Source organism: Salidesulfovibrio brasiliensis JCM 12178, assembly GCF_001311825.1.
Classification (GTDB): domain Bacteria; phylum Desulfobacterota; class Desulfovibrionia; order Desulfovibrionales; family Desulfovibrionaceae; genus Pseudodesulfovibrio; species Pseudodesulfovibrio brasiliensis.
Window position 1 is genome coordinate 1 of the sequence record NZ_BBCB01000056.1, and the last position, 21,404, is coordinate 21,404.

General features: G+C 61.5%; 18 protein-coding genes and 1 pseudogene. 14 read left to right on the plus strand and 5 right to left on the minus strand.

Annotated elements, in window-relative coordinates; genetic code table 11:
* Together JCM12178_RS12310 and JCM12178_RS12315 are read left to right on the plus strand one after the other, a co-directional pair.
* A partial coding sequence (locus tag JCM12178_RS12310; RefSeq protein WP_054651785.1) for an aminotransferase-like domain-containing protein occupies window positions 1-1,148 on the plus strand: 1,148 nt, incomplete at its 5' end.
* A gap of 31 nt (window positions 1,149-1,179) precedes the next feature.
* Window positions 1,180-1,821 (plus strand): lactate utilization protein, encoded by a 642-nt coding sequence (locus tag JCM12178_RS12315; RefSeq protein ID WP_054651787.1) that lies wholly within the window; start codon window positions 1,180-1,182, stop codon window positions 1,819-1,821.
* A gap of 1 nt (window position 1,822) precedes the next feature.
* Here the strand turns inward: JCM12178_RS12315 and JCM12178_RS12320 are convergent, their stop codons facing one another.
* A complete protein-coding gene (locus tag JCM12178_RS12320) occupies window positions 1,823-2,275 on the minus strand; it encodes a NanQ anomerase/TabA/YiaL family protein (RefSeq protein ID WP_054651789.1) in 453 nt (150 codons plus the stop codon).
* Window positions 2,276-2,597: 322 nt separating this feature from the next.
* Here JCM12178_RS12320 and rarD point away from each other — a divergent pair, with 322 nt between their 5' ends.
* From rarD to tsaB, 12 genes and pseudogenes are all read left to right on the plus strand, one after another.
* Entirely contained in the window at window positions 2,598-3,305 is a 708-nt protein-coding gene (rarD, locus tag JCM12178_RS12325) for an EamA family transporter RarD (RefSeq protein ID WP_369404522.1), read from the plus strand.
* Entirely contained in the window at window positions 3,275-3,508 is a 234-nt protein-coding gene (locus JCM12178_RS21015; RefSeq protein ID WP_369404523.1) for an EamA family transporter, read from the plus strand. Before rarD ends, JCM12178_RS21015 begins: the two co-directional genes overlap by 31 nt.
* Window positions 3,505-4,410 (plus strand): isoaspartyl peptidase/L-asparaginase, encoded by a 906-nt coding sequence (locus JCM12178_RS12330; RefSeq protein ID WP_054651791.1) that lies wholly within the window; start codon window positions 3,505-3,507, stop codon window positions 4,408-4,410. Before JCM12178_RS21015 ends, JCM12178_RS12330 begins: the two co-directional genes overlap by 4 nt.
* A gap of 154 nt (window positions 4,411-4,564) precedes the next feature.
* A complete protein-coding gene (gene rpsB / locus JCM12178_RS12335) occupies window positions 4,565-5,317 on the plus strand; it encodes a 30S ribosomal protein S2 (protein WP_054651793.1) in 753 nt (250 codons plus the stop codon).
* Between the two features lie 13 nt (window positions 5,318-5,330).
* A complete protein-coding gene (gene tsf, locus JCM12178_RS12340; RefSeq protein ID WP_054651795.1) occupies window positions 5,331-6,158 on the plus strand; it encodes a translation elongation factor Ts in 828 nt (275 codons plus the stop codon).
* 84 nt (window positions 6,159-6,242) lie between these two features.
* Window positions 6,243-6,965, plus strand: a complete 723-nt coding sequence (gene pyrH / locus JCM12178_RS12345) for a UMP kinase (protein WP_054651797.1) — start codon at window positions 6,243-6,245, stop codon at window positions 6,963-6,965.
* A gap of 1 nt (window position 6,966) precedes the next feature.
* Window positions 6,967-7,520: pseudogene (gene frr / locus JCM12178_RS12350) on the plus strand (ribosome recycling factor).
* A gap of 6 nt (window positions 7,521-7,526) precedes the next feature.
* On the plus strand, window positions 7,527-8,249 hold the full coding sequence (gene uppS / locus JCM12178_RS12355; RefSeq protein ID WP_054651799.1) for an undecaprenyl pyrophosphate synthase: 723 nt from the start codon (window positions 7,527-7,529) through the stop codon (window positions 8,247-8,249).
* A gap of 63 nt (window positions 8,250-8,312) precedes the next feature.
* Window positions 8,313-9,119 (plus strand): phosphatidate cytidylyltransferase, encoded by an 807-nt coding sequence (locus tag JCM12178_RS12360; RefSeq protein ID WP_054651801.1) that lies wholly within the window; start codon window positions 8,313-8,315, stop codon window positions 9,117-9,119.
* A 21-nt stretch (window positions 9,120-9,140) separates the two neighbouring features.
* Window positions 9,141-10,343, plus strand: coding sequence for a 1-deoxy-D-xylulose-5-phosphate reductoisomerase (locus JCM12178_RS12365; protein ID WP_054651803.1), 1,203 nt, complete (start codon window positions 9,141-9,143; stop codon window positions 10,341-10,343).
* A gap of 33 nt (window positions 10,344-10,376) precedes the next feature.
* Window positions 10,377-11,441: an RIP metalloprotease RseP gene (rseP, locus tag JCM12178_RS12370; protein ID WP_054651805.1), complete on the plus strand. Its 1,065-nt coding sequence runs from the start codon at window positions 10,377-10,379 to the stop codon at window positions 11,439-11,441.
* A complete protein-coding gene (tsaB, locus tag JCM12178_RS12375; RefSeq protein ID WP_083465923.1) occupies window positions 11,416-12,186 on the plus strand; it encodes a tRNA (adenosine(37)-N6)-threonylcarbamoyltransferase complex dimerization subunit type 1 TsaB in 771 nt (256 codons plus the stop codon). Before rseP ends, tsaB begins: the two co-directional genes overlap by 26 nt.
* 56 nt (window positions 12,187-12,242) lie before the next feature.
* Here tsaB and JCM12178_RS12380 read toward each other — a convergent pair whose 3' ends face one another.
* The 4 genes from JCM12178_RS12380 to JCM12178_RS12395 form a co-directional block, all read right to left on the minus strand.
* Window positions 12,243-15,410: a beta-phosphoglucomutase family hydrolase gene (locus JCM12178_RS12380; RefSeq protein ID WP_054651809.1), complete on the minus strand. Its 3,168-nt coding sequence runs from the start codon at window positions 15,408-15,410 to the stop codon at window positions 12,243-12,245.
* Between the two features lie 34 nt (window positions 15,411-15,444).
* On the minus strand, window positions 15,445-16,653 hold the full coding sequence (locus JCM12178_RS12385; RefSeq protein WP_054651811.1) for a hypothetical protein: 1,209 nt from the start codon (window positions 16,651-16,653) through the stop codon (window positions 15,445-15,447).
* 10 nt (window positions 16,654-16,663) lie between these two features.
* On the minus strand, window positions 16,664-18,043 hold the full coding sequence (locus JCM12178_RS12390; protein ID WP_054651813.1) for a DUF4139 domain-containing protein: 1,380 nt from the start codon (window positions 18,041-18,043) through the stop codon (window positions 16,664-16,666).
* 227 nt (window positions 18,044-18,270) lie between these two features.
* Window positions 18,271-21,404: CHAT domain-containing protein (locus JCM12178_RS12395; RefSeq protein ID WP_157054903.1), on the minus strand; the 3,134-nt coding region annotated here is incomplete at its 5' end.

Genomic DNA, 21,404 nt, shown 5'->3' on the forward strand with positions numbered 1-21,404 from the left:
CCCGAGCAGGCCTCATCCGCACGGTGCTTGAATACGTGGGCCGCGAGGACGCCATCGGGCTGGGCATCATTGAGCCGCACCCGAGCCTTCTGCCAAGCCGCGAACTGGGCCGCCTGCTGGCCCGGCACAGCCGTGACCACGCGACCACCGCGCTCTCCTACGAGGTCATTCAGGGCAACCCCGAGCTGCGCCGCCAGATAGCCCATCGCTCGCTGGAAGCCGGAATATCCGCGCGGCATGAGGATATCCTCGTCACCAACGGGGCCATGGAAGCCCTCTACATCGCCCTGCGATGCATCACCCGCCCCGGCGACAACGTGCTGGTGCAATCGCCCGCCTACTTCTGCTTTCTCCAGTTATTAGAGAATATGGGCCTTCGCGCCATTGAAGTGGAGTCCACGCCCGACAAAGGGCTCAATCCGGCGCTGGTGGCCGACGCCGTGGCCAAGTACGACGTCAAGGCGTGCATCTTTGTGCCGAACTTTGCCAACCCCGACGGCAGCCTGACCCCGGACGAGGCCAAACGTGAAATCGTCCGCCTGCTGGAATACATGGACATCCCGCTCATTGAGGACGACGTTTCCTCGGACATCCACTTCGACCCCAAACGCCCCGGCACCTACAAGCAGTACGACGAAAAAGGACTGGTCATGCTCTGCTCGTCGTTCTCCAAGACCGTTGCCCCGGGCTGGCGCATCGGCTGGATGCTGCCCGGCAGGTATTTGAACAAGGCGCGCGAGATCAAGGCCACCACCAACGTCTGCTCGGCCACCCCCACACAGGCGGCCATGGCCTCGTTTCTCGCCGAAGGACGACTGGAAAAACAGCTTCGGACCATCCGCACCGCCATTGAGCGCACCATGGACGTGATGCAACTGGAACTGAACCGCAGCTTCCCCGAGGGAACCCGCGTCACCCATCCCAAGGGCGGCAGCGTGCTCTGGGTGACGCTGCCCGGCAGCGTGGACTGCGTGGATTTCTTTTTCGAAGCCCGCGAGCACGGCGTGGGCATTGCGCCGGGCGGCATCTTCACCACCCGCGAACGCTTCACCGACTGCATTCGGCTGAGCTGCTGCGGGGTCTGGAGCGAGGAACTCTCCAAGGGCATTGCCACATTGGGCGATCTGGCCCGCCGCATGGCCCGCTGAGTCTGCCCCTACCACCTATGGAGAAGAACACATGAACGCCGACATGATCGAAACCACCGTCGAATCGCTGAAACGGAACAATTTCAACGTATACCTTGCCGACAGCCCGCTTGAGGCACGCGAGGCGGTCCTCACGGAAATCCTTCCAAACATCACCCCCGGCCTCATCTCCTACGGCGACTCCATGACCCTGCGAGACACAGGCCTCCTCGACGCCATGCGCGCCATGGCAGGAACCGGCGGCTGGAGCTTTCTCGACACCTTCCAGCCCGGCGTACCGCGCGAGGAGATTCTGGAACGGCGGCGCAAAGCCCTTCTTTCCGACCTCTTTTTCACCGGCACCAACGCCTTGACCACTGACGGTCAGTTGGTGAATCTGGACATGATCGGCAACCGGGTCGGCGGCATTGTCTGGGGACCGAGAAACGTGGTGCTGACCATCGGCACCAACAAGATTGTCGACGGCCTCGACGGCGCGATGAAGCGCATCCGGGAAAAGGCAGGGCCGGAAAACGCCAAGCGCCACGGGTGCCGGACGCCGTGCGTGAAGACGGGAACGTGCATGGACTGCAAAAGCCCGGACCGCATCTGCAACGTCTGGACGATCACGGAAAAATCATGGCCCGCAGGCCGGATTTCCGTGGTGCTCATCCGGGGAAGCTACGGCCTCTAGATCACAGCGGGACCTTGACGATGACCTTTTCCACCTGACCGTCGGCCAGCATGGGCATGTGCGCGTCTTCGGGCATGAAGAGCGCGAACAGGCCCGGCGTCATCGAAGCATACCCTTCCGGCTCATCGGCAAAAAACCCGACGTCCGTGTCTTCGGACACCGTTGAATGAGTCCGCTTGCACCATGAGCGGGGCCGCCAGCCGATGCGCTCGTCCCCCGCAAAGGTGATGTGAATGTCCGCGTATCGGTCATGCACCTCAAGCAATGCGTCGGCCTCGTCACGGCCCTTGTCGCGCACCAGCATCACGTACACCCCGTCTCGCAGGTCGTTGCGCCCTTCCTTGAACGACGAGGGCACGCCCCGAGACAGACGCTCAAGGTCTGCCGTGACCCCGGACATCTTCGGCAAAAGCGGCAGGCAGGCGGATAGTCTGGACACGGAATCGATAATCATGAAATCCCCCGGTTCGGCGTGTGCAATCCCAGCGTGGAAACCATAGGCCCGGATGAGCAGACTGTGCAAGATATCCCATCGCGAAAGGGTCAAGATTATAACATCGCGACGTTGACCGGGGCCGTAATTATGATATGAAGAAAGTGCCTACGTGTATCCGCACCAGACCGTAGGCAAACGAGAGATACCAGTCTCCGTTACCTCACCCCCTCAAGATGTGGCGGCCCTACCCAGGCCGCCACAACACTTTTTACGCCTTTACATCCCAAGACAATTCACTATTCTCTGTGGCCGAAACCAACCGCAACCAAGGATAGCCCCCTTGCACAGGGATACCGCCTCCGGGCTCGCCTCGGCACTGGCCGCCTTCACCGGCTGGGGCCTTCTGCCCATCTACTGGAAAGCCGTCCAGACCGTTTCACCCTTCGAGACCATCTGCCACCGCATCATCTGGTCCATGGTCTTCGTGGCGCTCATCATCACCGTGCAGAAACGCTGGCACGAAACGCTCTCCCCGCTCAGGTCGCTCAAGACCTTCGGCGTCTGCTGCCTGACCGGGTGTCTCATTGGCTGCAACTGGCTGCTCTACATCTGGGCAGTGACCGCCAACCACATCCTCGAAACCAGCCTCGGATACTACATGACCCCGCTCATGAACGTACTGCTGGGCTTCCTCTTTCTGCGCGAACGCCTCCGACCCCTTCAGGTGCTGGCCGTTGCCATCGCGGCGGGCGGCGTGCTCTGGTCGGTATTGGGATACGGCGAGCTGCCGTGGATCGGCCTGACGCTGGCGGTATCCTTCGGCTTCTACGGCCTGCTGCGAAAGACCGCGGCCATGGCCTCCATCCCCGGCCTGTTCGTGGAAACCGCCGTACTCACCCCGGTCGCCGTCATCGTCCTCGCCTCTTTCGAATTTCAGGGTACGGCTGCCTTCCTGCACACGGCTGGCGCATCGACCTGCTGCTGCTCGGCGCGGGCGCGGCCACCTCGCTGCCCCTCATGGGCTTTGCCAACGGCGCACGCAAGCTGAACCTGACCACCCTCGGCATCCTGCAATATCTGGCACCAAGCCTCGCCTTTCTCGTGGGCGCGTTCATCTACAATGAACCGCTCACTACCGATACCATGATCACCTTCGGCTGCATCTGGACCGCGCTTGTCATCTACACGGCGGAAAGCGTCCACAGGCTGCGAAGGGTACAACGAATCGCCAAAGGACAGGGAGCGACATGATGCAACCAAGACTGATCGTGCACGGCGGCGCATGGGACATTCCGGACGAGCACGTTGACGACCACGTGGCGGGCGTTCACAAGGCCGTAAAAACCGTGGCCCCGCTTCTGGAGCAGGGCATGAGCGCGCTGGAAGCCGTGGAAAAGGCGGTCAACGTGCTGGAAGAAGACCCGACCTTCGACGCAGGGCGCGGCGCGTTCCTCAACGCCGAGGGCGGCATCGAGCTGGACGCCATGATAATGGACGGCAGCACCCTCGACTTCGGCTGCATAGCGGCCATGCGGAACCTGCTCAATCCGGTCTCCGTGGCCCGCAAGGTCATGGACTCGCCGGATTTCCGATTCCTTGTGGGCGAAGGGGCCATGCGCTTTGCCCGCGAGCATGGATTCAGCGAGCTGCCGTTTGAGGAACTGCTCACCGAGCGCGAGCTTTCATTCTACAACAAGATCCGCAACAACCCTGAATTCAATCAGATCGGTGCTTTTTCCGGCAAGACTCCCTCCGATACTGTCGGCGCGGTGGCGCTGGATGAACAGGGCAACCTCGCCTGCGCCACCAGCACGGGCGGCACGCCCCGCAAGCACCCCGGCCGCGTCGGCGACTCACCGGTCATCGGCTCGGGCGGATACGCCGACAACGACACGGCGGCGGCCTCGTCCACCGGTTACGGCGAAACCATCATGCGCGTGGTGCTGTGCAAGACAGCCTGCGACCTGACTCCGCAGAACGGCCCCATGGACGCCGCTGCACAATCGATCAATATCCTTAAACAAAAAGGACGCGGCTACGGCGGGCTCATCATGATCGCCCCGGATGGCCGCTACGGGTTCGCCCACAACACGCCGAGGATGGCCTTTGCCTATGCCGATGGCGAAGATGTAGTGGCAAAAATCTGCTCATAAGCAAATAATTCTGTGACACAGAAACGAAACGCTTGCCAATCTCGGGAATATGTCGTAGAGACCCCCGACTTCAATACCACACGCCCCAACATGCGTCCGGGTGCCCTCGCGGAGGGTTCGGAAACGGGGCGGAGGAAAAAAACCTGGAGGACTTATGTCTTACGTTACCATGAAACAAATGCTGGAGACCGGTGTTCACTTCGGTCACCAGACCCGCCGCTGGAACCCGAAAATGCGTCCGTACATCTTCGGATCCCGCAACGGCATCCACATCATGGACCTGCAGCAGACCGTCAAGCTGTACCGTCAGGCCCATGACTTCATCGCCGACAGCGTCGCCAAGGGCGGCAAGGTGCTCTTCATCGGCACCAAGCGTCAGGCGCAGGAAGCCATGAAGCAGGAAGCCGAGCGCGCCGGCCAGTTCTTCGTCACCCACCGCTGGATGGGCGGCACCCTGACCAACTTCCAGACCATCAAGCGCTCCATCGACCGCCTGAAGAATCTGGAAACCATGTTCGAAGACGGAACCATCAACAAGTTCCCCAAAAAGGAAATCGTGAAGATGGGCCGCGAAGTGAACAAGCTGAACCTCGCTCTGGGCGGCATCAAGGACATGACCGAGCCCCCGGTAGCCGCGTTCATCATCGATCCCAAGCGCGAACACATCGCCATCAAGGAATGCCGTTGCCTCGGCATCCCGGTCGTGGCCGTGACCGACTCCAACTGCGATCCCGACCTCATCGACTACGTCATTCCCGGCAACGATGACGCCATCCGCGCCATCAAGCTCTTCGCCACCCACATGGCCGAAGCCTGCATCGAAGGCGAAGCCCGTAAGGACGCTGGCGAAGGCAAGGAACAGGTTGCCGAAAAAGCTGAAGAAAAGCCCGTGGCTGCCGAAGCCTAGGAGGATATGAGACATGGCTATTACCGCTGCAATGGTCAAGGCCCTGCGTGAAAAAACCGGCGCAGGCATGATGGACTGCAAGAAAGCTCTCGTGGAATCCGGTGGCGACGAGGAACAGGCTGTCGTCTACCTTCGTGAAAAAGGCCTTGCCAAGGCCGCCAAGAAGGCTGGCCGCGCCACCTCCGAAGGCCTTGTCGGCTCTTTCGTGAGCGCCGACGGCAAGACCGCCGCCCTCGTGGAACTCAAGTGTGAAACCGACTTCGTCGCCAAGAACGAAGAATTCCAGTCTTTTGTGGCCGATCTGGCCGAAAAGGTCGCCGGAATGGACGTCACCTCCGGTTCCGCCGAAGAGCTGCCCGAAGATATGGCCGACGTTTCCGGCCTGATCGCCAAGCTCGGCGAAAACATGCAGGTAGGCCGCTTTGCCAAGCTCACCGCCGACGGCACCATCGGCCTCTACATCCACTCCAACGGCAAGATCGGCACCGCCGTCGCTCTGAGCGGCAGCGACAACGCCGAAGCAGCCAAGGACGTGGCCATGCAGGTTGCAGCCGTCAACCCGATCTGCGTCACCCCGGATGAACTTCCGCAGGAAAACGTGGAAAAGGAAAAGGCCATCTACCTCAAGCAGGCCATGGACGAAGGCAAGCCCGAAGAGATCGCCGAAAAGATCGTCATGGGCCGCGTCAACAAATACTACAAGGAAGTCTGCCTGATGGAGCAACCCTTCATCAAGGAAGACAAGAAGAGCGTCAAACAGTACCTCAAGGATGCCGCCGGGGGCGCCACGGTAAGTGGCTTTATCCGACTGGCACTCGGCGAGGATGACGCCGAAGACTAGATCGATTAAAACGGGCCGAAAGGCCCGTTTTTTTGCCGGGCATACGCCCCGGATCATACAACCTATTGACAGACAGAGGAGAATATGGACAAAGTGCGGTTTTCGCGGGTACTCATCAAGCTCAGCGGCGAGGCTCTGGCCGGGGAACAGGAGTTCGGCATCGACCCTGAAGCCATCGACCGGTTCAGCAAGGAAATCGCCTCCGTTGTCAGTGCGGGCGTTCAGGTCGTTCTGGTCATCGGCGGCGGCAACATCTTCAGGGGCCTGTCCGGCAGCGCCAAAGGGATGGACCGGGCGCAGGCCGACTACATGGGCATGCTCGCCACGGTCATGAACGGACTTGCCGTTCAGGATTCGCTGGAGAAAAACGGATGCGACACTCGCGTGATGACCGCCTTTACCATGAAGGAAGTGGCCGAGCCTTACATTCGCAGGCGGGCCGTTCGCCATCTGGAGAAAGGACGTGTCGTGATTTGTTCCGCAGGTACGGGCAATCCCTATTTCACTACGGATTCCGCCTCGACGCTGCGTGCTTTGGAGCTTAAGTGCGAGGCCATCCTCAAGGCCACCAAGGTGGACGGCGTCTACGACAAGGACCCCGTCAAGTTCGACGACGCAGTCAAGTATGACACTGTCACCTACCTTGAGGCCCTTGAAAAGCGGCTCGGCGTCATGGACTCCACCGCCATTTCCATGGCCCGCGATAACAATCTGCCCATTATTGTCTTCAACATGTTCAAGAAAGGCAATATGAAACGGGTGGCTGAAGGGGAACACCTCGGCACCACCGTTCAAGGAGGAGACTAGAATGAAAACGGTTCTGGATGACGGAAAACAGAGAATGGCCGGCTCGCTCGCCAACCTTGAAAACGAATTCGCAAAGCTTCGTACCGGGCGCGCCAGCACGTCCCTCGTGGACGGCATCATGGTCGAGTATTACGGCACTCCCACGCCGCTGAACCAGCTTGCTTCCGTATCCGTTCCCGATGCACGGACCATCACGATCCAGCCGTGGGACAAGGCGCGTTCGCCGACGTGGACAGGGCCATCCAGAAGTCCGACCTCGGTCTGAACCCGGTCAACGACGGCAAGCTGATCCGCATCAACATTCCTCCCCTCACCGAGGAACGCCGCAAGGATCTCGTCAAGGTGGCCAAGCGCTACACCGAAGACGCCAAGGTGGCTATCCGCAACGTCCGCCGCGACCTGAACGAGCAGCTCAAGAAGCTTGAAAAGGACAAGGATATCACCGAGGACGATATGCACAAGGGACAGGACGAAGTCCAGAAGATCACCGACGAGCACGTCAAGAAGTGTGACGAAGTCCTTGCCGCCAAGGAAAAGGAAATCATGGAGATCTAGAGGCGAATGTCCTCAAGCACAATCATTCCCGCCCACGTTGCCGTCATCATGGACGGCAACGGGCGATGGGCGAACAGGCGCGGGTTGCCACGCAGCAAAGGCCACAAGGCCGGAACCGAGGCGGCCCGCGCCATCGTCCGGCACTGTCGCGAGATAGGCGTCCGGCATCTGACCCTCTACACCTTCTCCAAGGAGAACTGGTCGCGGCCCAAGGACGAGGTCGGCACCCTCTTCGACCTGTTGGTCTCGTTTCTCAAGCGCGAACTCGGCCAGCTCGTGGAGCAGGACATCCGCCTGAAGGTACTCGGCGAGCTCTCGGACTTCCCGCTTGCCGTGCGAAAGGCGCTTGAGCACGCCATCTCCAAAAGCTCGCACTGCCGGGCCATGACCGTGAACCTCGCCCTGAACTATTCCGGACGGGAGGAAATCATGCGCGCCTGTCGCAGCATGATCGCCGACGGTCTTGACCCGAAATCCGTGACCGAGGAGGCCATGGCAGAGCGGCTCTACACCGCGGGGCAGCCCGACCCGGACCTGATAATCCGCACCAGCGGCGAGCTTCGGCTCTCGAATTACCTGCTCTGGCAGGCCGCCTACAGCGAATTCTATTTCACCGACATCCACTGGCCCGACTTCTCGCCCGAAGAGCTGGACAAGGCGATCCTCGATTTCAGCCGCCGCCAGCGCCGCTTCGGAAAAACCGGCGAACAGATCGAACAGGACGATTAAGCCTGTTGCCCGGCACCGCGCAATGGGGTACACACTCCTGAGGCCTCAACGACGCTATACGACATGGAAAGTACCCACAAAAAACGCATCGCCACCGGGCTGGCCCTCGCCCTCATCCCCGCACTCGGCATCCTTCTTGGCGGCTGGGTTCTCTTCGGGGCCCTGACGATCTTCGGCGCCCTGACCTTTATCGAATACCTCGACATGTTCCGCCCCATGCGGGGCGAATACGTTTACAAGGCGCTCGCCTGCGCTTTCACCCTGCTGCTGCTCCTGAGCTTTCAGATAGCCACGGGCACCCAGTGGCCCGCCATCACCTTCATCGGCGCTTTCTGGGCAGCGGCCATGACCTTTCTGCTACACTACAGCGCAGACCCGCAAAGCACGGGGTTTCGAGAACCCATAGTCTTCCTTGCAGGGCTGGCATATATTCCGCTGAACCTGCACTTCTTCCTGCAGTTCGACCGCTTCGAATGCATTCTGGTGATCCTCGCGGCCACGGTCTCGGACACGGCGGCCTTCTACTCCGGCTCCATTTTCGGCAAGCGCAAGATATGGCCCACCGTAAGTCCAAAGAAATCATGGGCCGGGAGCTTCGGCGGGCTCGGTGCCTGCATGGCCATGACCCTCGTGTTCGGCCTGAGCTTCGGCAACGCGCCCTTCTGGGCATGGCTGGTTCTCGGCGCGGCCCTCAACGTCGCAGCCCAGCTCGGCGACTTTTTCGAGTCTGCCATGAAGCGCGTCCTCGGCGTCAAGGATTCCGGCTCCAGTCTGCCCGGCCACGGCGGACTGCTGGACCGCATCGACAGCCTGCTCTTCGTGCTTCCGGTCTACGGCTGTGCCCGTCTGCTGCACGCCTTCTTTGAATAACCGCTCCCGGAGACCGCAACCGTGAAGACCTATATTTCCCGATGGCCCGAATCCCTCGACCTGCCGGACTTTCCGCGCGGACTGAGCGTTCTCGGCTCCACCGGCTCCATCGGCGTCAGCGCGCTCGACGTGGTGCGAAAACACCCCGGCCGCTTCAAGGTGCTGGCCCTTGCCGGGGGCCGCAACGCACAGCGGCTGGCCGAACAGGCCGCCGAGTTTCGTCCGGCCTATCTCGCCATCCTTGACGACAAAGGCGCGGAAGAACTTCGCAAGGCCCTACCATCCGGCTACGCCCCCGAAATCCTGACCGGCCCTTCGGCATACGAGCAGCTCGCGGCACTCGACGAGGCCGACCTCGTCCTCTCCACCATCGTGGGCGCGGCCGGGTTCATGCCCACCCTCGCGGCAGCCAAGGCCGGAAAAATAATCGCGCTGGCGAACAAGGAGTCGCTGGTATTGGGCGGCCACATCATCCGCAGGGCCTGCGCCGATTCCGGCGCTATCATCCTGCCGGTGGACTCGGAGCACAACGCCCTCTTTCAGGGCCTCATGGGCCACGGCGAAGACACGCCTATCAAAAAACTCATCCTTACGGCTTCGGGCGGCCCGTTCCGCGGTCGATGCCGCGCCGACCTCGAATCGGTCACGCTGGCGCAGGCGCTGGACCACCCCAACTGGGACATGGGTGCGAAGATCACCATCGACAGCTCCACGCTCATGAACAAGGGGCTCGAGGTCATCGAGGCCTGCCATCTATACGGCCTGCCCGTCGGACAGGTGGACGTGGTGGTCCATCCCCAGAGCATCATCCATTCGCTGGTAGAATATGTGGACGGTTCACAGCTGGCGCACCTCGGCCTCCCGGACATGCGCATCCCCATCGCGCACTGCCTGTGCTTCCCGGACCGCGTTCCGCTGGACATGCCCAGCCTCGATCTTGCTGCACTGGGCAGCCTGACGTTCGAGAAGCCCGACTATGAGGCATTTCCCTGCCTGAAGCTCGCCTTTGAGGCGTTTGCCGCCGGGGAGAGTCACCCAATCGTCCTCAACGCGGCCAATGAGGTCGCCGTGGACCTGTTCCTCAAGGAACGCATCCGCTATCTGGACATTCCGGCCATCATCGAGGCCGCGCTCGCTTCACACACGACGGAAAACGTCGCCGATCCTGAAGCCGCGCTCGCCCTTGATGCACAAACCAGAAAAAAAATACGCACCAGCCACTAGCCCCCGGCCCGAAAGATGGCTATCTAGGAATCCATGGCAACAAGTTTCATCGCAGTCGTTCTGATTCTCGGCGGTCTGATCTTCTTTCACGAACTCGGACATTTCATGATAGCCCGGCTGTTCGGCATGGGCGTCAAGACGTTCTCGCTCGGCTTTGGCCCCAAGATATTCGGGGTCCGACGCGGCATGACCGAATATAAGCTCTCGGCCCTGCCCCTCGGCGGTTACGTCCAGCTCGCCGGAGAATCCGGCGACGAGGAAGAAGACGAAAACTTCCCTGAAGAGGCCCTTTTCAATGAACGCCCCGCATGGCAGCGCATATGCGTGGTGGCCGCAGGACCTATTTTCAACTTCCTGCTGGCCTTCCTTATCTTCTGGGGTCTGCTACTGGCCAAGGGCGAACCGGCCATGGCTCCGGTCATCGGACAGGTCATGGACGACACCCCGGCCAAGGTCGCCGGTCTTGAGGCCGGAGACCGCGTGCTCTCGGTGAACGGCTTCGAAATCATGACTTGGGGCGACCTGCCCGAACACGTCCGCAAGTCGGAAGGACAGCCCGTGGACCTCGTGGTCCTTCGCGATAACGACCAGCTCACGTTCACGCTCGTGCCTGTCATGCGCAGCATCACCACCATCTTCGGCGAGGAGATAAACGTGCCGCTCATGGGCGTTGCCGCTGCCGGGGAGCAGATGTACCTGCCCGTGGAAGGCACCGGCCTCATGCAGGCCGGGCGCATCACTTGGGACCAGATGGACCTTGTCGTCACCAGCTTCGTCAAGCTCGTGGAGCGCATCATCCCGGCCGACACCATCGGCGGCCCCATATTCCTCGTGCAGGCCGTACACGAAGGCACCAAGGCCGGGCTGGAATACCTGCTCTACCTGACCGCCTTCATCAGCATCAACCTCGGCATCATCAACCTGCTGCCCATCCCGGTGCTGGACGGCGGGCACATCCTGTATTTCACGCTGGAAATCATCAAGGGCAAGCCCGTGGACGAGCGCTGGCGCTCCGTCGCCACCCGCATCGGGCTCCTGCTTCTGCTCACCCTCATGGCCTTTGCGATCTTCAATGACATCCGCAGACTGCTCTCCTGATACCAAGCCGGTTCTGGCGCTCAACTGCTGTGAAGAGCGGCTCCAGATGGTTCTGGGCACCGAGGACGCGTCCAGTCCGCAGGTGCTCGCGTCTGCCGAATGGACGGTGCCCGGGCGGGCCGTCGGCTTCATCGCGCCCGGAATCCAGTCCATGCTTTCGGCCCTCGGCCTCAAGCCGGGCGACATTGGCGGCGTGGCCTGCGTGCGTGGTCCGGGCAGCTTCACCGGCCTGCGCCTGATTCTGGCGGCAGCGGCCGGATTCGCCGCCGGGGTGAACATCCCCACCACAGGGCTCGACTACCTCCCACTGCTGGCAGGACAGGCCGCCACAGTGCATGAGGGAAGCATCCTCGTCGTAACCTACGCCCGACGCGGGCAGGTCTATCTGCAGCATTTCAGGCAGGGAACGGCGCTCGGGCCAACCGAGGCCATGCGTGCAACAGACGCCGTGGAATCCATCAGAAAAAACGCGGTCAACAGCGCGGTCCTTGGAAGCGGCCTACGCAAAAACCCGGGCGTATTCGATGTCCTTGCCGAAGAAGGGCATAAACTGCTGCCACCAGCCTTCGACAACCCATCCAGCACGGCGCTGCTTGAAGCGGCCCTGAATGCCACTTTCGACTTCGAGGACATTCGGCCGCGCTACATCCGCATGTCAGACGCCGAAGAGAACCTCGAAACCTTTGCCGCCAAGCGCGGCCTTTCCCCGGAAGAGGCGCGCAAACGGTTGCACGACTACGAGTAGACACGTCGACAACCACGCAAGAAAAAGCCCGCCTTCCGGCGGGCTTTGCTGTTTCGCTATGCTTGAATGCTGGCCCGGGCGATCTCCACGGGTTCCGGACCGACCTCTATGGTTGTGCCGTAAATGATGGCCTGAATGCGCCGTTCGCTCTTGGTCTTGGCCGCGATGCGAACATAGGAGTGATTGATTTCCACATCATACCAGATCTTGCGATGGCAGAAACGGAAACACAGGGTCTTCCAATGCGCGGGCAGGTCCGGCTCAAGGGCGACGACCTTGCCGGAAAGGTCCAGCCCGGCAAAGTCCTGCTTGACCACTTCGAGCGTTCCGGCCATCACGCCGGTATGAATGCCCTCGGGCGTGGTTCCGCCTTGGGTATCGTAGACATCGCTCTCCATGGCCTCCATGAACCAACTCCAAGCAATTTCGCTAGGATAGATGTAACCTGCAAGAACCGAGTGGACAATCTTCGAAAGAGTTGAGCCGTGGCTTGTCCGCTGCTCGTAGAAGTCGTAGTTCTTGCGAAGCATCTCGATGGGATCACCCGGATCGTAGCCGAGCTGCTTGAGGATGCGGGTCACTTCGCCGATCTCCAACACGTACCAGATCATCAGGGTGTCAGCCTGCTTGGCAACCTTGTAGTTGTCCGGAGTGTCACCCTCGGCCTTGAGGATACGGTCCATGCGGTGGATGGAATAGAACCGCTTGCGGTAACTTTCCCAATCCAGTTCCTTGAGGTCCATGTAGCCGTCGAACTGTGACAGAATCCCGTCTTCGGTAAGCACGACGTTCATCTTGGTGGTCATGTCACGCCACTTCTTGAGTTCCTTTTCCGTCAGCCCGATGCGCCGCTTGAGCGATGCCGCGGTCTTGTTGTCCAGCCCGTCAAAGATTTCAAGCGCCTTTTCCATGAGCCAGACGACCATGATGTTGGTGTAGGCGTTGTCCTTGAGGCCATGCTCATCCGAGCCGGGAAGCGCTTCATGGAACTCGTCCGGCCCCATGACGCCTTCGATGTGGTACTTGCCGGTATCCTTGTCGAATTCAGCGATACTGCCCCAGAAGCGGGCGATGTCGAGCATCATCTCCGCGCCCATCTCCTTGAGGAACCGCGTATCGCCCGTGTACTGCACATATCGCCAGGCGTTGACGAACACGGCAATGGAAACGTGTCGCTGACGGCGGGAAAGGTCCGGGTCCCATTCCTTGGACTCGGGATTGTAATGAACCTCCTGTGTCTCCTCGGTTCCGTCGTCCGCAGTCTGCCACGGGTACATGGCGCCTTCGTAGCCGTTCTCGCGGGCGTACTCGCGGGCGGCATCAAGCCGGTTGTACCGATAGGCCAGAAGCGACCGGGATATCTTCGGGAAGTGGGTGTCGTAGAACGGCAGGATGTAGAGTTCATCCCAGAATATATGGCCTCGATACGCCTCCCCGTGCAGTCCGCGTGCGGGCATGCCCACGTCACGGTCCACAGTGTTGGGGCTGGCCGTGACCAGCAGGTGATAAACATGCAGCCTGAGGACGCGCTGCACGAAGCGGTCGCCGTCAACGCGGATGTCAGCCTTGTCCCAAAGCTTCTGCCACTGCCGCAGGTGCGGGTTGAAAAGCGCCTTGTAGCTCTTTGCAGCAGTGACGCGCTCCATGGCCTGCGCCACCAGATCGGCTTCAGCGTCCGGATCGATGGACGTGCGGATGTTGACCAGCTTTTCGAGACTGTAGTTGGAGTTTTCGCGGGCCATGAAGGACATCTCCTCCACAACCTTGGCCTTTTCCTGCGAAACCCGCTTCTTGAGTTCGATCTCGCGGTCGTTCTCCAGCACGCGCGTCTTGGCGGCCATGACAATGTGATAGCGCGAATGGGTGGTTTCCACGTGCAGGAAGGTTCCATCGCCGAGCGCCCCACCTGCCACTCGGCAGAGGTGGTTGGAGGTCAGCGAGCTGTAGCGGGCCACGTTCCCGTTCTCCACGTTGCCGTCAATGGCGGAGCGGAAGGTGATGCGCCCCGAATAGTTGAGGGGGGTTATTTCGAACTTGAGCGCGCACATGTGCGGGTCGTGCATGCTGGCGAAGCGGCGGCTGGAGACGCGGGTTATGCGGCCCACCTTGTCCTTGACCACGATGTGGCGTTCCAGAACGGCCTCCTTCATGTCCAGCCGGTGCAGGTAACTGAGCACTTCCATGGACAGAGGCGAGACAAATTCGCCGGAGCCGACCTTGAACTGCACGGGCAACCAGTTGGGGCAGTTCACAAAATCGTTGTTGTAGATATCCCTTCCCTGCACCTTGCTGGGCACCTTGTTGAAGATGCCCGCGATGTAGGTACCGGGATAGAAATAGTATGACGAGCACTCGCACTCGTACGCGCCGCGCACCCCGACGTAACCGTTACCCACGGCGGTGAGGGTTTCGCGCAGCTTTTCGTCACCGGCCTCGAAGCCGTTGTAGGAAAGTCGCCAGTCATCCGAGGCCAGCCCGGAGGAGAACCACTCCCCCATGTCCTCCACGGTGATTTCACCGAGGTCGGAAACAACGATGTCCGCGCCGAACCGCTTGAGCATCTCGCCGCCGATGTTGCGCGCGATGCCGACCACCAGCCCGAAGTTGCCCGCCTGCCCGGCCTGTACGCCCGAGATGGCGTCTTCCACCACCACGCACTGGTTGGGATGCAGACCAAGCTCTTCAGCCGCAGTCACGAAAATGTCCGGATTGGGTTTGCCCTTGAGTTCCAGACGCGCGGACACAACCCCGTCCACCACGGACTCGAACATGTCGTCCAGCCCGGCCAGTTGCAGCACGAGCCGTCCGTTGCGGCTGGAAGTCGCCACGGCCACCTGAATGCCGCGCTCTTTGAGGGTCTCCACCAGTTCCACGGAGGTGTCGAAGACTTCCGGCCCTTCGCGGCGCAGAATGTCCTGAAAGAGCTCGTTCTTCATGTTGCCCAGCGCGCAGATGGTGTCCATGCCGGGCTCGTCCTCCGGCGTTCCGGGCGGCAGGCTGAGATTGCGAGACTTGAGAAACGCCAGCACCCCCTCGAAACGCGGTTTCCCGTCAACATAGTTGAGGTAGTCGTGCGTCCTGTCAAAGGGCTGGAAGGCGATGTTGTCCTTCTCCGCAATCTTCTTGAGAAAGTCGTTGAACGTGCTTTCCCATGCCTGTGCGTGCACCTTGGCGGTTCTTGTGATGACTCCGTCGAGGTCGAAGACCACTCCCCTGAGTTCCATGAGCGCCTCTCGTTTTTTATCTGTTACGTCTTTTTTACTTCAGTCTTCCGAGCATGGTCACGAGCATGTCCGGCTGCGGAACGATCACCGCCTCAGGGGCCAGCCCCCGCACGCGGCTTATCAGTTCCGGCTTGTCGGTCACGAAGACGGCCTTCGTCTCCCGGTTCATGCCCAGCGCGGCTTCCAGCATGGGCACGTCGCTGCCTGTATCGCCGCAGATGAGGTTTGTGCCCTCGAACATGCGAAAATCGAACTCCTCGTTGAGAAAGCGAACACCGTCGCCCTTGTCGAAATCCTTGAGGCCGTCCTCGCCGGGAACGGTGAGGATTATCTCCACGTCCAGCCCCGTGTCCTCGATGCGGAAATGTTCCTGCAACGGGTCGATCTCGCGGACCATGCTCTCCAGCAGGTCGCGGAACGCTTCGGACTCCTCGGAGTCGACAGAGCCACAGATGTCCTGCCGGGCAATAGTCGTCTGCCCGAACTTGAACTGCAGCCCGGACCCGATGAGCGAATACTTTTCAAAGTCCCTCTGCTGCACGAGGTCGGCGAGCATCCTGTTCAGCGTATCAAGCAGGCCCTGCTTTTCCTCATCCACCGGAAAACGCCGCACGCGGCCTTGAAGGTCGAGACATTCCCGGCCCTTGGAACCGGCATAGTACATGGCGTGTTCCGGGTTCACGCTCACCTCCACAAGCCCCACGTCCATGAGCGGGGCCGAGGTGAGCACAACCGGGTTATCCGCGCAGCGTTTTGCGAACCGGGTCAGGAACACGGCATTGTAGGCGGACTGGATGGAGGAGCGGTAACGGCCGCAGTAATTGTTAACCGTGCCGTCCCGGTCGGTGACGAAGCAATGGTAGGAGATGCCCTCCAGCTGCTTCACCCCTTCCTTGACATGCGCTTCAAAGTCCTCGTGAAGGTCGGCCATAAGCCCCATCAGCGCGTCCTCGCCCTTCTCGAAGTACAAAATGTCCTTCCCGCACTCGTCAATCTCATACCCGAGGTCCAGCTCGATATCGCGCTCCCCGTCAAGGGAGAGCAGCCGCTTGTCACCCTTGACGCGGGTGGCCTCCAGCGCGGAGCGGGCGTTTTTGAGCGAGTTGGCCATTTCCTGCGGCACGGGCTGCCCCTCGCAGAGCAGCTTGACCGCCTCGAAACGTACCTCTCGGGTACGGTCCATGAGGGCGTAAAAATCCTTGAGCGTTTCCAGCGTCACCGATTCGATGGCGGGAGCGTTCATGCTTCCTCCGTTATTGCAGTTCGACTTCCAGCCGGTAGGTTACGACAGCCTTGCCCTTTCCGGGCACCTTGAGCGAGTAGCGCATGGTCGCCGAGTCCTTCTTCTCCGGCTTGATGTTGGAAGAAGTGATCTCCCACTCGCCGGGCACCCGCTCGTCGAGCACCACGTCGGCAGCGTCATCACGGGCGTTATTCAGCGTCACCTCATAGGCCACGACATAACTGCGCTTACCGGTCTTGCGATATTCCGTCTGGCGGCGGTCCATGGTCACGTCAAAGGCGCGGCCGACATCGAGCGTGGCCTTGCCTTTTTCCGGCACGTTGCCGATGTTCGTCTCACCGGCAAAAAGGGAGCCGCCGTTCGGCCCCGGCTCGTAAACGCGCACAACGCCGGACGGGATGGGCTGTCCGGTCCCCCGGTTTTCCAGCTTGAGTTTGATGTTCAGCGGACGCTGCTGCACGCCCCGCCTCGGCGACAGCCCCACATTGTTTCGTGCGTAGAGCCACCTTGTGACGGGCATGTCGTCCACCTCGAAAAGGGCAATTCGCGTGCTGGCCCCGGTGGGCAGGGTGTATCCCTTGCCCGCGTCGTAAAGATGCCACTGGCCGAAGCTGCTGCGCTCGGGCATGGGCGCGGCGGCCATGTCCATTTCCACGGCAAAGGCCTTGTTCCGCATGACAGGCGCGGACGGTCTGCCGGTACGGACCTCGCCCGCCACCAGCATGACCCGCGCATCCTCGAAACGGTTGCCGCTTCTGTTGTCGATGGTTGCCCACGCACCCATGGAGAACCGGCCGCCATGATCCGTCAGGACCATCTCGGCGTCCCAGTCGAGCCCGTCCGCGAGGTACGAGAGCGCGACATCCTGTTTCTTCGGACCCTTGTTGGAATATTTCCACGTCAGAAGCGGCGCGAGCACCGCGTCTTTCGGCGTGGAGTCAAGCATCACGGCCTCGTACGGGCCGATCCACATGCCCCCGTCATCCATCCCAAGTAGCGCGTGGCCCCCCTCAATGCCCAGCAGCCGGGCCTTGACCACCCGGCGCGAGTCCGCTTCATGTTCGCCGGGCAGCACGAATTTGAGCGTGTTGCCGATGTTCCGGCGCAGCACGTCCGCCGAGGACAGGCCACCGGAATGAAAACGGGTGAACACGATGCGAAAATCCTTGGGCGCGGTCACGGAGCGCACCAGCAGGCTGCCGAAACGCATGGTTTCGGGCAGGCCGGAAACAGCGGTCTCGCCGGTTCCCGATTCCAGCTCAAAGGACCGCACATCGTTCACCAGCGCGGTTCCCCCTTGATACACCGTAAGCACAAGGAATTTCGACGCCGTGGCAAAGGCAGGAAAGAGAAGCAGCAGTGAAAATGACAGTAGTAATGATTTCAGCATGATGTGTTTAGAACTCCATTGATCGCGTCACACGACAAACGCCCGTTTCAATGAAAACGAGGCTATACAGTTAGGAATCACAGTACCTTCTTGCACGCCTTTTGGCAAAGTATTCGAAAGAAAATCATAACTGAAACATGCGTTTCCGGTATGTCACGTCCAAAGGGCAATGAAAAAGGCGCGTCCGTCACCGAACGCGCCCTGATGATCGATATGTGTCGTCCCTGTTACCTGTGGTCGCCCGTCAGGGTGAACGCGCCCCAATATCCGGGATGCGGATAGCGGTTGCGAACGTGCACCATGGCCCGGCGAAGGGCCTCGGACTTATCCACCGTGTCGAGGTTTCTGTAGAAGCTCTTCATCAAAATAGCCGAAGCCACGTCACTGACGCGCCACAGGCTTGCACCGAGGACATGTGTCCCGGCAAAGAGGAAGGCGCGGTTCAGGCCCACAACGTCGTCCCCGTCCGAAACACCGGAAAGTCCGGTCTGGCAGGCGGAGAGCACCACCAGATCAGCCGGGGCATTGATGCCGAACACATCCGAGGCGAGCAGGTCGCCGCTGTCACCGTCCGCCGGGGCCAGCTTGACCGTGGACATGAGCGGATTCTCGCGGTTGAACTCGCCGTGGGCCGCGATGTGCACCATGCGGCTCGTTTCCATGGCCTGCACCACTTCGGGCTTGGAGGCCTCGCCGCCGAGCAGCAGCCGGGCGTCCACGAAGTTGAAGGCCACGGAGCGTCCCTCGCGCCGGGCGAACGGCAGTTCAAGCGCCGGAACGCCCACGTCCGGGTCGGCGGCCACGAGCACGGGACCGGTCGCCTTGCCACGCCGGGCAAAGGTGTAAGCCATCACCGAGGCGCTGGGCACCCGGAACAGCGGGTGATCGTCCACAAAGTACTTTTCGCCGTCATCCAGCGTGGCAAACGAGAGGTGATGCAGGATGCCGTGCGGCACAATGCCGATGGTTCCTTCCGGGACATCCACCCCGCCGAGCAACAACCCATGAAGCCTCCGGGCCACCACGTCCACCGGCTCAAGGTTCTGCAACCCGCGCCGGTAGTCGAGCACCAGCCGCTCCAGCTCGGCCCTGTCTGCGGATGTCCTGAACAGTGCGGCACTGTCGCGGCTCACGGTCCAGCAGAGGACCTCGTCATCAAGCAGGTAGTAAACCAACAGGGACGTACCGGGGTCCAGCAGTTCGCGCACGGCCGGGATATCCAGCGGCTCGGCCTCCACGATGCCCGCAAGCTCGGGATTTGCGGCGCGGGCGCGCAGGAGCATGTCGCGGTAGCGGTCCCGCAGCGATTGCAGGGTCGCGCCGTACACCTCGCGTTCCTCGTCCGTGTCAGCCCGCTTGATGAGCGCCTGCTGTTCGTTGATCCGGCCCTTGAGGTCGGTCAAACCGTTGAAGAGTTCGGTGCTCAACTCGTCGCGCATCCGGCGCTTGCCGTTGCCAAGCATCTCCACGAGGCTGCGGGCGCGGGAGCGTTCCGCAACGGCAAAGGCCGCCTCGGGACGGTCAAGGTCTGCCAGCACCCGCACGAGGTCTTCGTACGGCTGCATCCTGCCCACGGCGAACCCGTCGCGCAGCTCCTGCATGGCGACACCGGCCCGCAAAGATTCGATGATGTCCACGGCCTGCCGGAACGCGTCTTCGGCACCGGCAAGATCGCCGCGCTCTCGGGCAACCAGCCCAAGGCCGTGCATGGCCCGCCAGCGAACCTCGGGCAGACCCACCTCTGCGGCCACGCGGAGCGCATCGTCAAAATACGGCGCGGCTTCATCAGGTCCTTCGCGCGTCAGGGCCACCTGACCGGTCAGGGCCAGAATCTTGGCCTCGTTGATGCGGTTGCCGATCTCGCGGGTCAGCGCCAACGCCTCGGAAAGAAGCGGCCAGGCTCCATCGGCGTCACCCATGTCCAACCGGGTCCGCGCGATGTTCCTGAGCGCGTAGGCCTGTCCCCAGCGCGACCCGGACCGGCGGTCCATGGCCAAGGCCTCGTTCAAAGCCTGCAACGCCTCGTCAAATCGACCGGACTCCCGCAGCACCAGCCCCTTGTTGTTGAGCACCGACGCCACCACGTCCTCGCGGTTCTTGACGGTTCGAGCCAGTTCCAGCGACTCGTCAAGGTCCCTGAGCGCCCGGTCCGTATCGCCAAGCGTCCACCATGTCATGCCCGAGGCATTCAGGCCGAGTGACTCAAGCAGCGTGTCATCAGAGGCTCTGGCCTCGGCGAGCACGTCTCCCAGCAGGTTGAACGCGCGCTGATAGTCCGCGCCGTACCATGCGTTGGTGGCCTGCTCCAGAACGATGCGGGCCTTGAGCGCGTCATCGTCGGCCAGTTCAAGGGCCTCGGCATAATGCTCGGACGCGCCCTGAATATCGCCCAGCAACCTGTGGCAGCGGCCGATGTCCAGAAGAGCCTGCGCCGCGCCGCGGGAATCTCCCATGGCGCGATGGATTTCAAGCGCCCGTGCATACTCCTTTCTGGCCTGAACGTAGTCGTCGAGCCGCAGGTCCAGCACGCGGCCCATGTCGGAATACTGCCGCGCGAGCAGGCTGTCGGCCCCGGCAAGGTCGGCCACTTCCGCCGCTTCCCGGAAGGTGCCGAGGGCGTCGCGGTACTTGAGCGAATTTTCCAGAACCACGCCGAGCTCGGCAAGGGCTTCGGCCTCGTCGAGCATTCCGCCCGCCTCGGCAAGCATCTGCGTCGCCTTTTGCAGCAGCGGCACGGCCTTTCCGTAATGCCCGGCAGCGGCCTCGATGACGCCGTAACTGAGCAAGGCATCGGCATGATGCGTGGAGCCGGGCTGCACCTCTTCAACAAGCGCGGCCAGCCGACCGGCATAGTCCGCCGCCTCATCATACATCCCGGCGCGATACGCGGCCTCGCGCGCAAATTTCAAAGCATCCGGCCTGTACCGTTCAAATTCGGGCGTCTCATCAATGACGTTGAGCGAATCGGCAAAGGACACCAGCGCCTCGTCAAAGCGGCCATCGCGAAACGCCTCCTGTCCGCCGAGAACGTATTCCTTGAAACGCTGCCGGGCCAGCTCGGCCGCAGCGTCGGGCCGCAGCCCCGGATGCCCGGCAAGGTGTCCGGCAGTGGCCGCCTCTTCGGGCGAGGTGCCGGGAAGGTCGGTCAGATACGTGTCGAGGTCGCCGAAATACAGGGACGGTATGCCGTAGAGCGAAAACAGATGGGCCACGGCATAGGCGTCGTCCTTATCCAAATGGGCAAACGCAGCGGAAGACAGGGAAGCGGCGTCGCGGGTGACGCGCACCATGGGAAGCCGCTCACCCCGGTCCATGACGACGGGTTCGGGCCTCGCCCGCAGTCCCGGACGGGCCGGGGCGC

Bases quoted from the DNA above. Each gene is read 5' to 3' on its own strand.
- tsf (WP_054651795.1), top strand. From the start codon at position 5,331: ATGGCTATTACCGCTGCAATGGTCAAGGCCCTGCGTGAAAAAACCGGC.
- JCM12178_RS12380 (WP_054651809.1), bottom strand. From the start codon at position 15,410: ATGGAACTCAGGGGAGTGGTCTTCGACCTCGACGGAGTCATCACAAGA.
- JCM12178_RS12360 (WP_054651801.1), top strand. From the start codon at position 8,313: ATGGAAAGTACCCACAAAAAACGCATCGCCACCGGGCTGGCCCTCGCC.
- rseP (WP_054651805.1), top strand. From the start codon at position 10,377: ATGGCAACAAGTTTCATCGCAGTCGTTCTGATTCTCGGCGGTCTGATC.
- tsaB (WP_083465923.1), top strand. From the start codon at position 11,416: ATGACATCCGCAGACTGCTCTCCTGATACCAAGCCGGTTCTGGCGCTC.
- uppS (WP_054651799.1), top strand. From the start codon at position 7,527: ATGTCCTCAAGCACAATCATTCCCGCCCACGTTGCCGTCATCATGGAC.
- JCM12178_RS12330 (WP_054651791.1), top strand. From the start codon at position 3,505: ATGATGCAACCAAGACTGATCGTGCACGGCGGCGCATGGGACATTCCG.
- JCM12178_RS12315 (WP_054651787.1), top strand. From the start codon at position 1,180: ATGAACGCCGACATGATCGAAACCACCGTCGAATCGCTGAAACGGAAC.
- JCM12178_RS21015 (WP_369404523.1), top strand. From the start codon at position 3,275: ATGGGCTTTGCCAACGGCGCACGCAAGCTGAACCTGACCACCCTCGGC.
- JCM12178_RS12390 (WP_054651813.1), bottom strand. From the start codon at position 18,043: ATGCTGAAATCATTACTACTGTCATTTTCACTGCTGCTTCTCTTTCCT.
- rpsB (WP_054651793.1), top strand. From the start codon at position 4,565: ATGTCTTACGTTACCATGAAACAAATGCTGGAGACCGGTGTTCACTTC.
- JCM12178_RS12320 (WP_054651789.1), bottom strand. From the start codon at position 2,275: ATGATTATCGATTCCGTGTCCAGACTATCCGCCTGCCTGCCGCTTTTG.
- pyrH (WP_054651797.1), top strand. From the start codon at position 6,243: ATGGACAAAGTGCGGTTTTCGCGGGTACTCATCAAGCTCAGCGGCGAG.
- JCM12178_RS12385 (WP_054651811.1), bottom strand. From the start codon at position 16,653: ATGAACGCTCCCGCCATCGAATCGGTGACGCTGGAAACGCTCAAGGAT.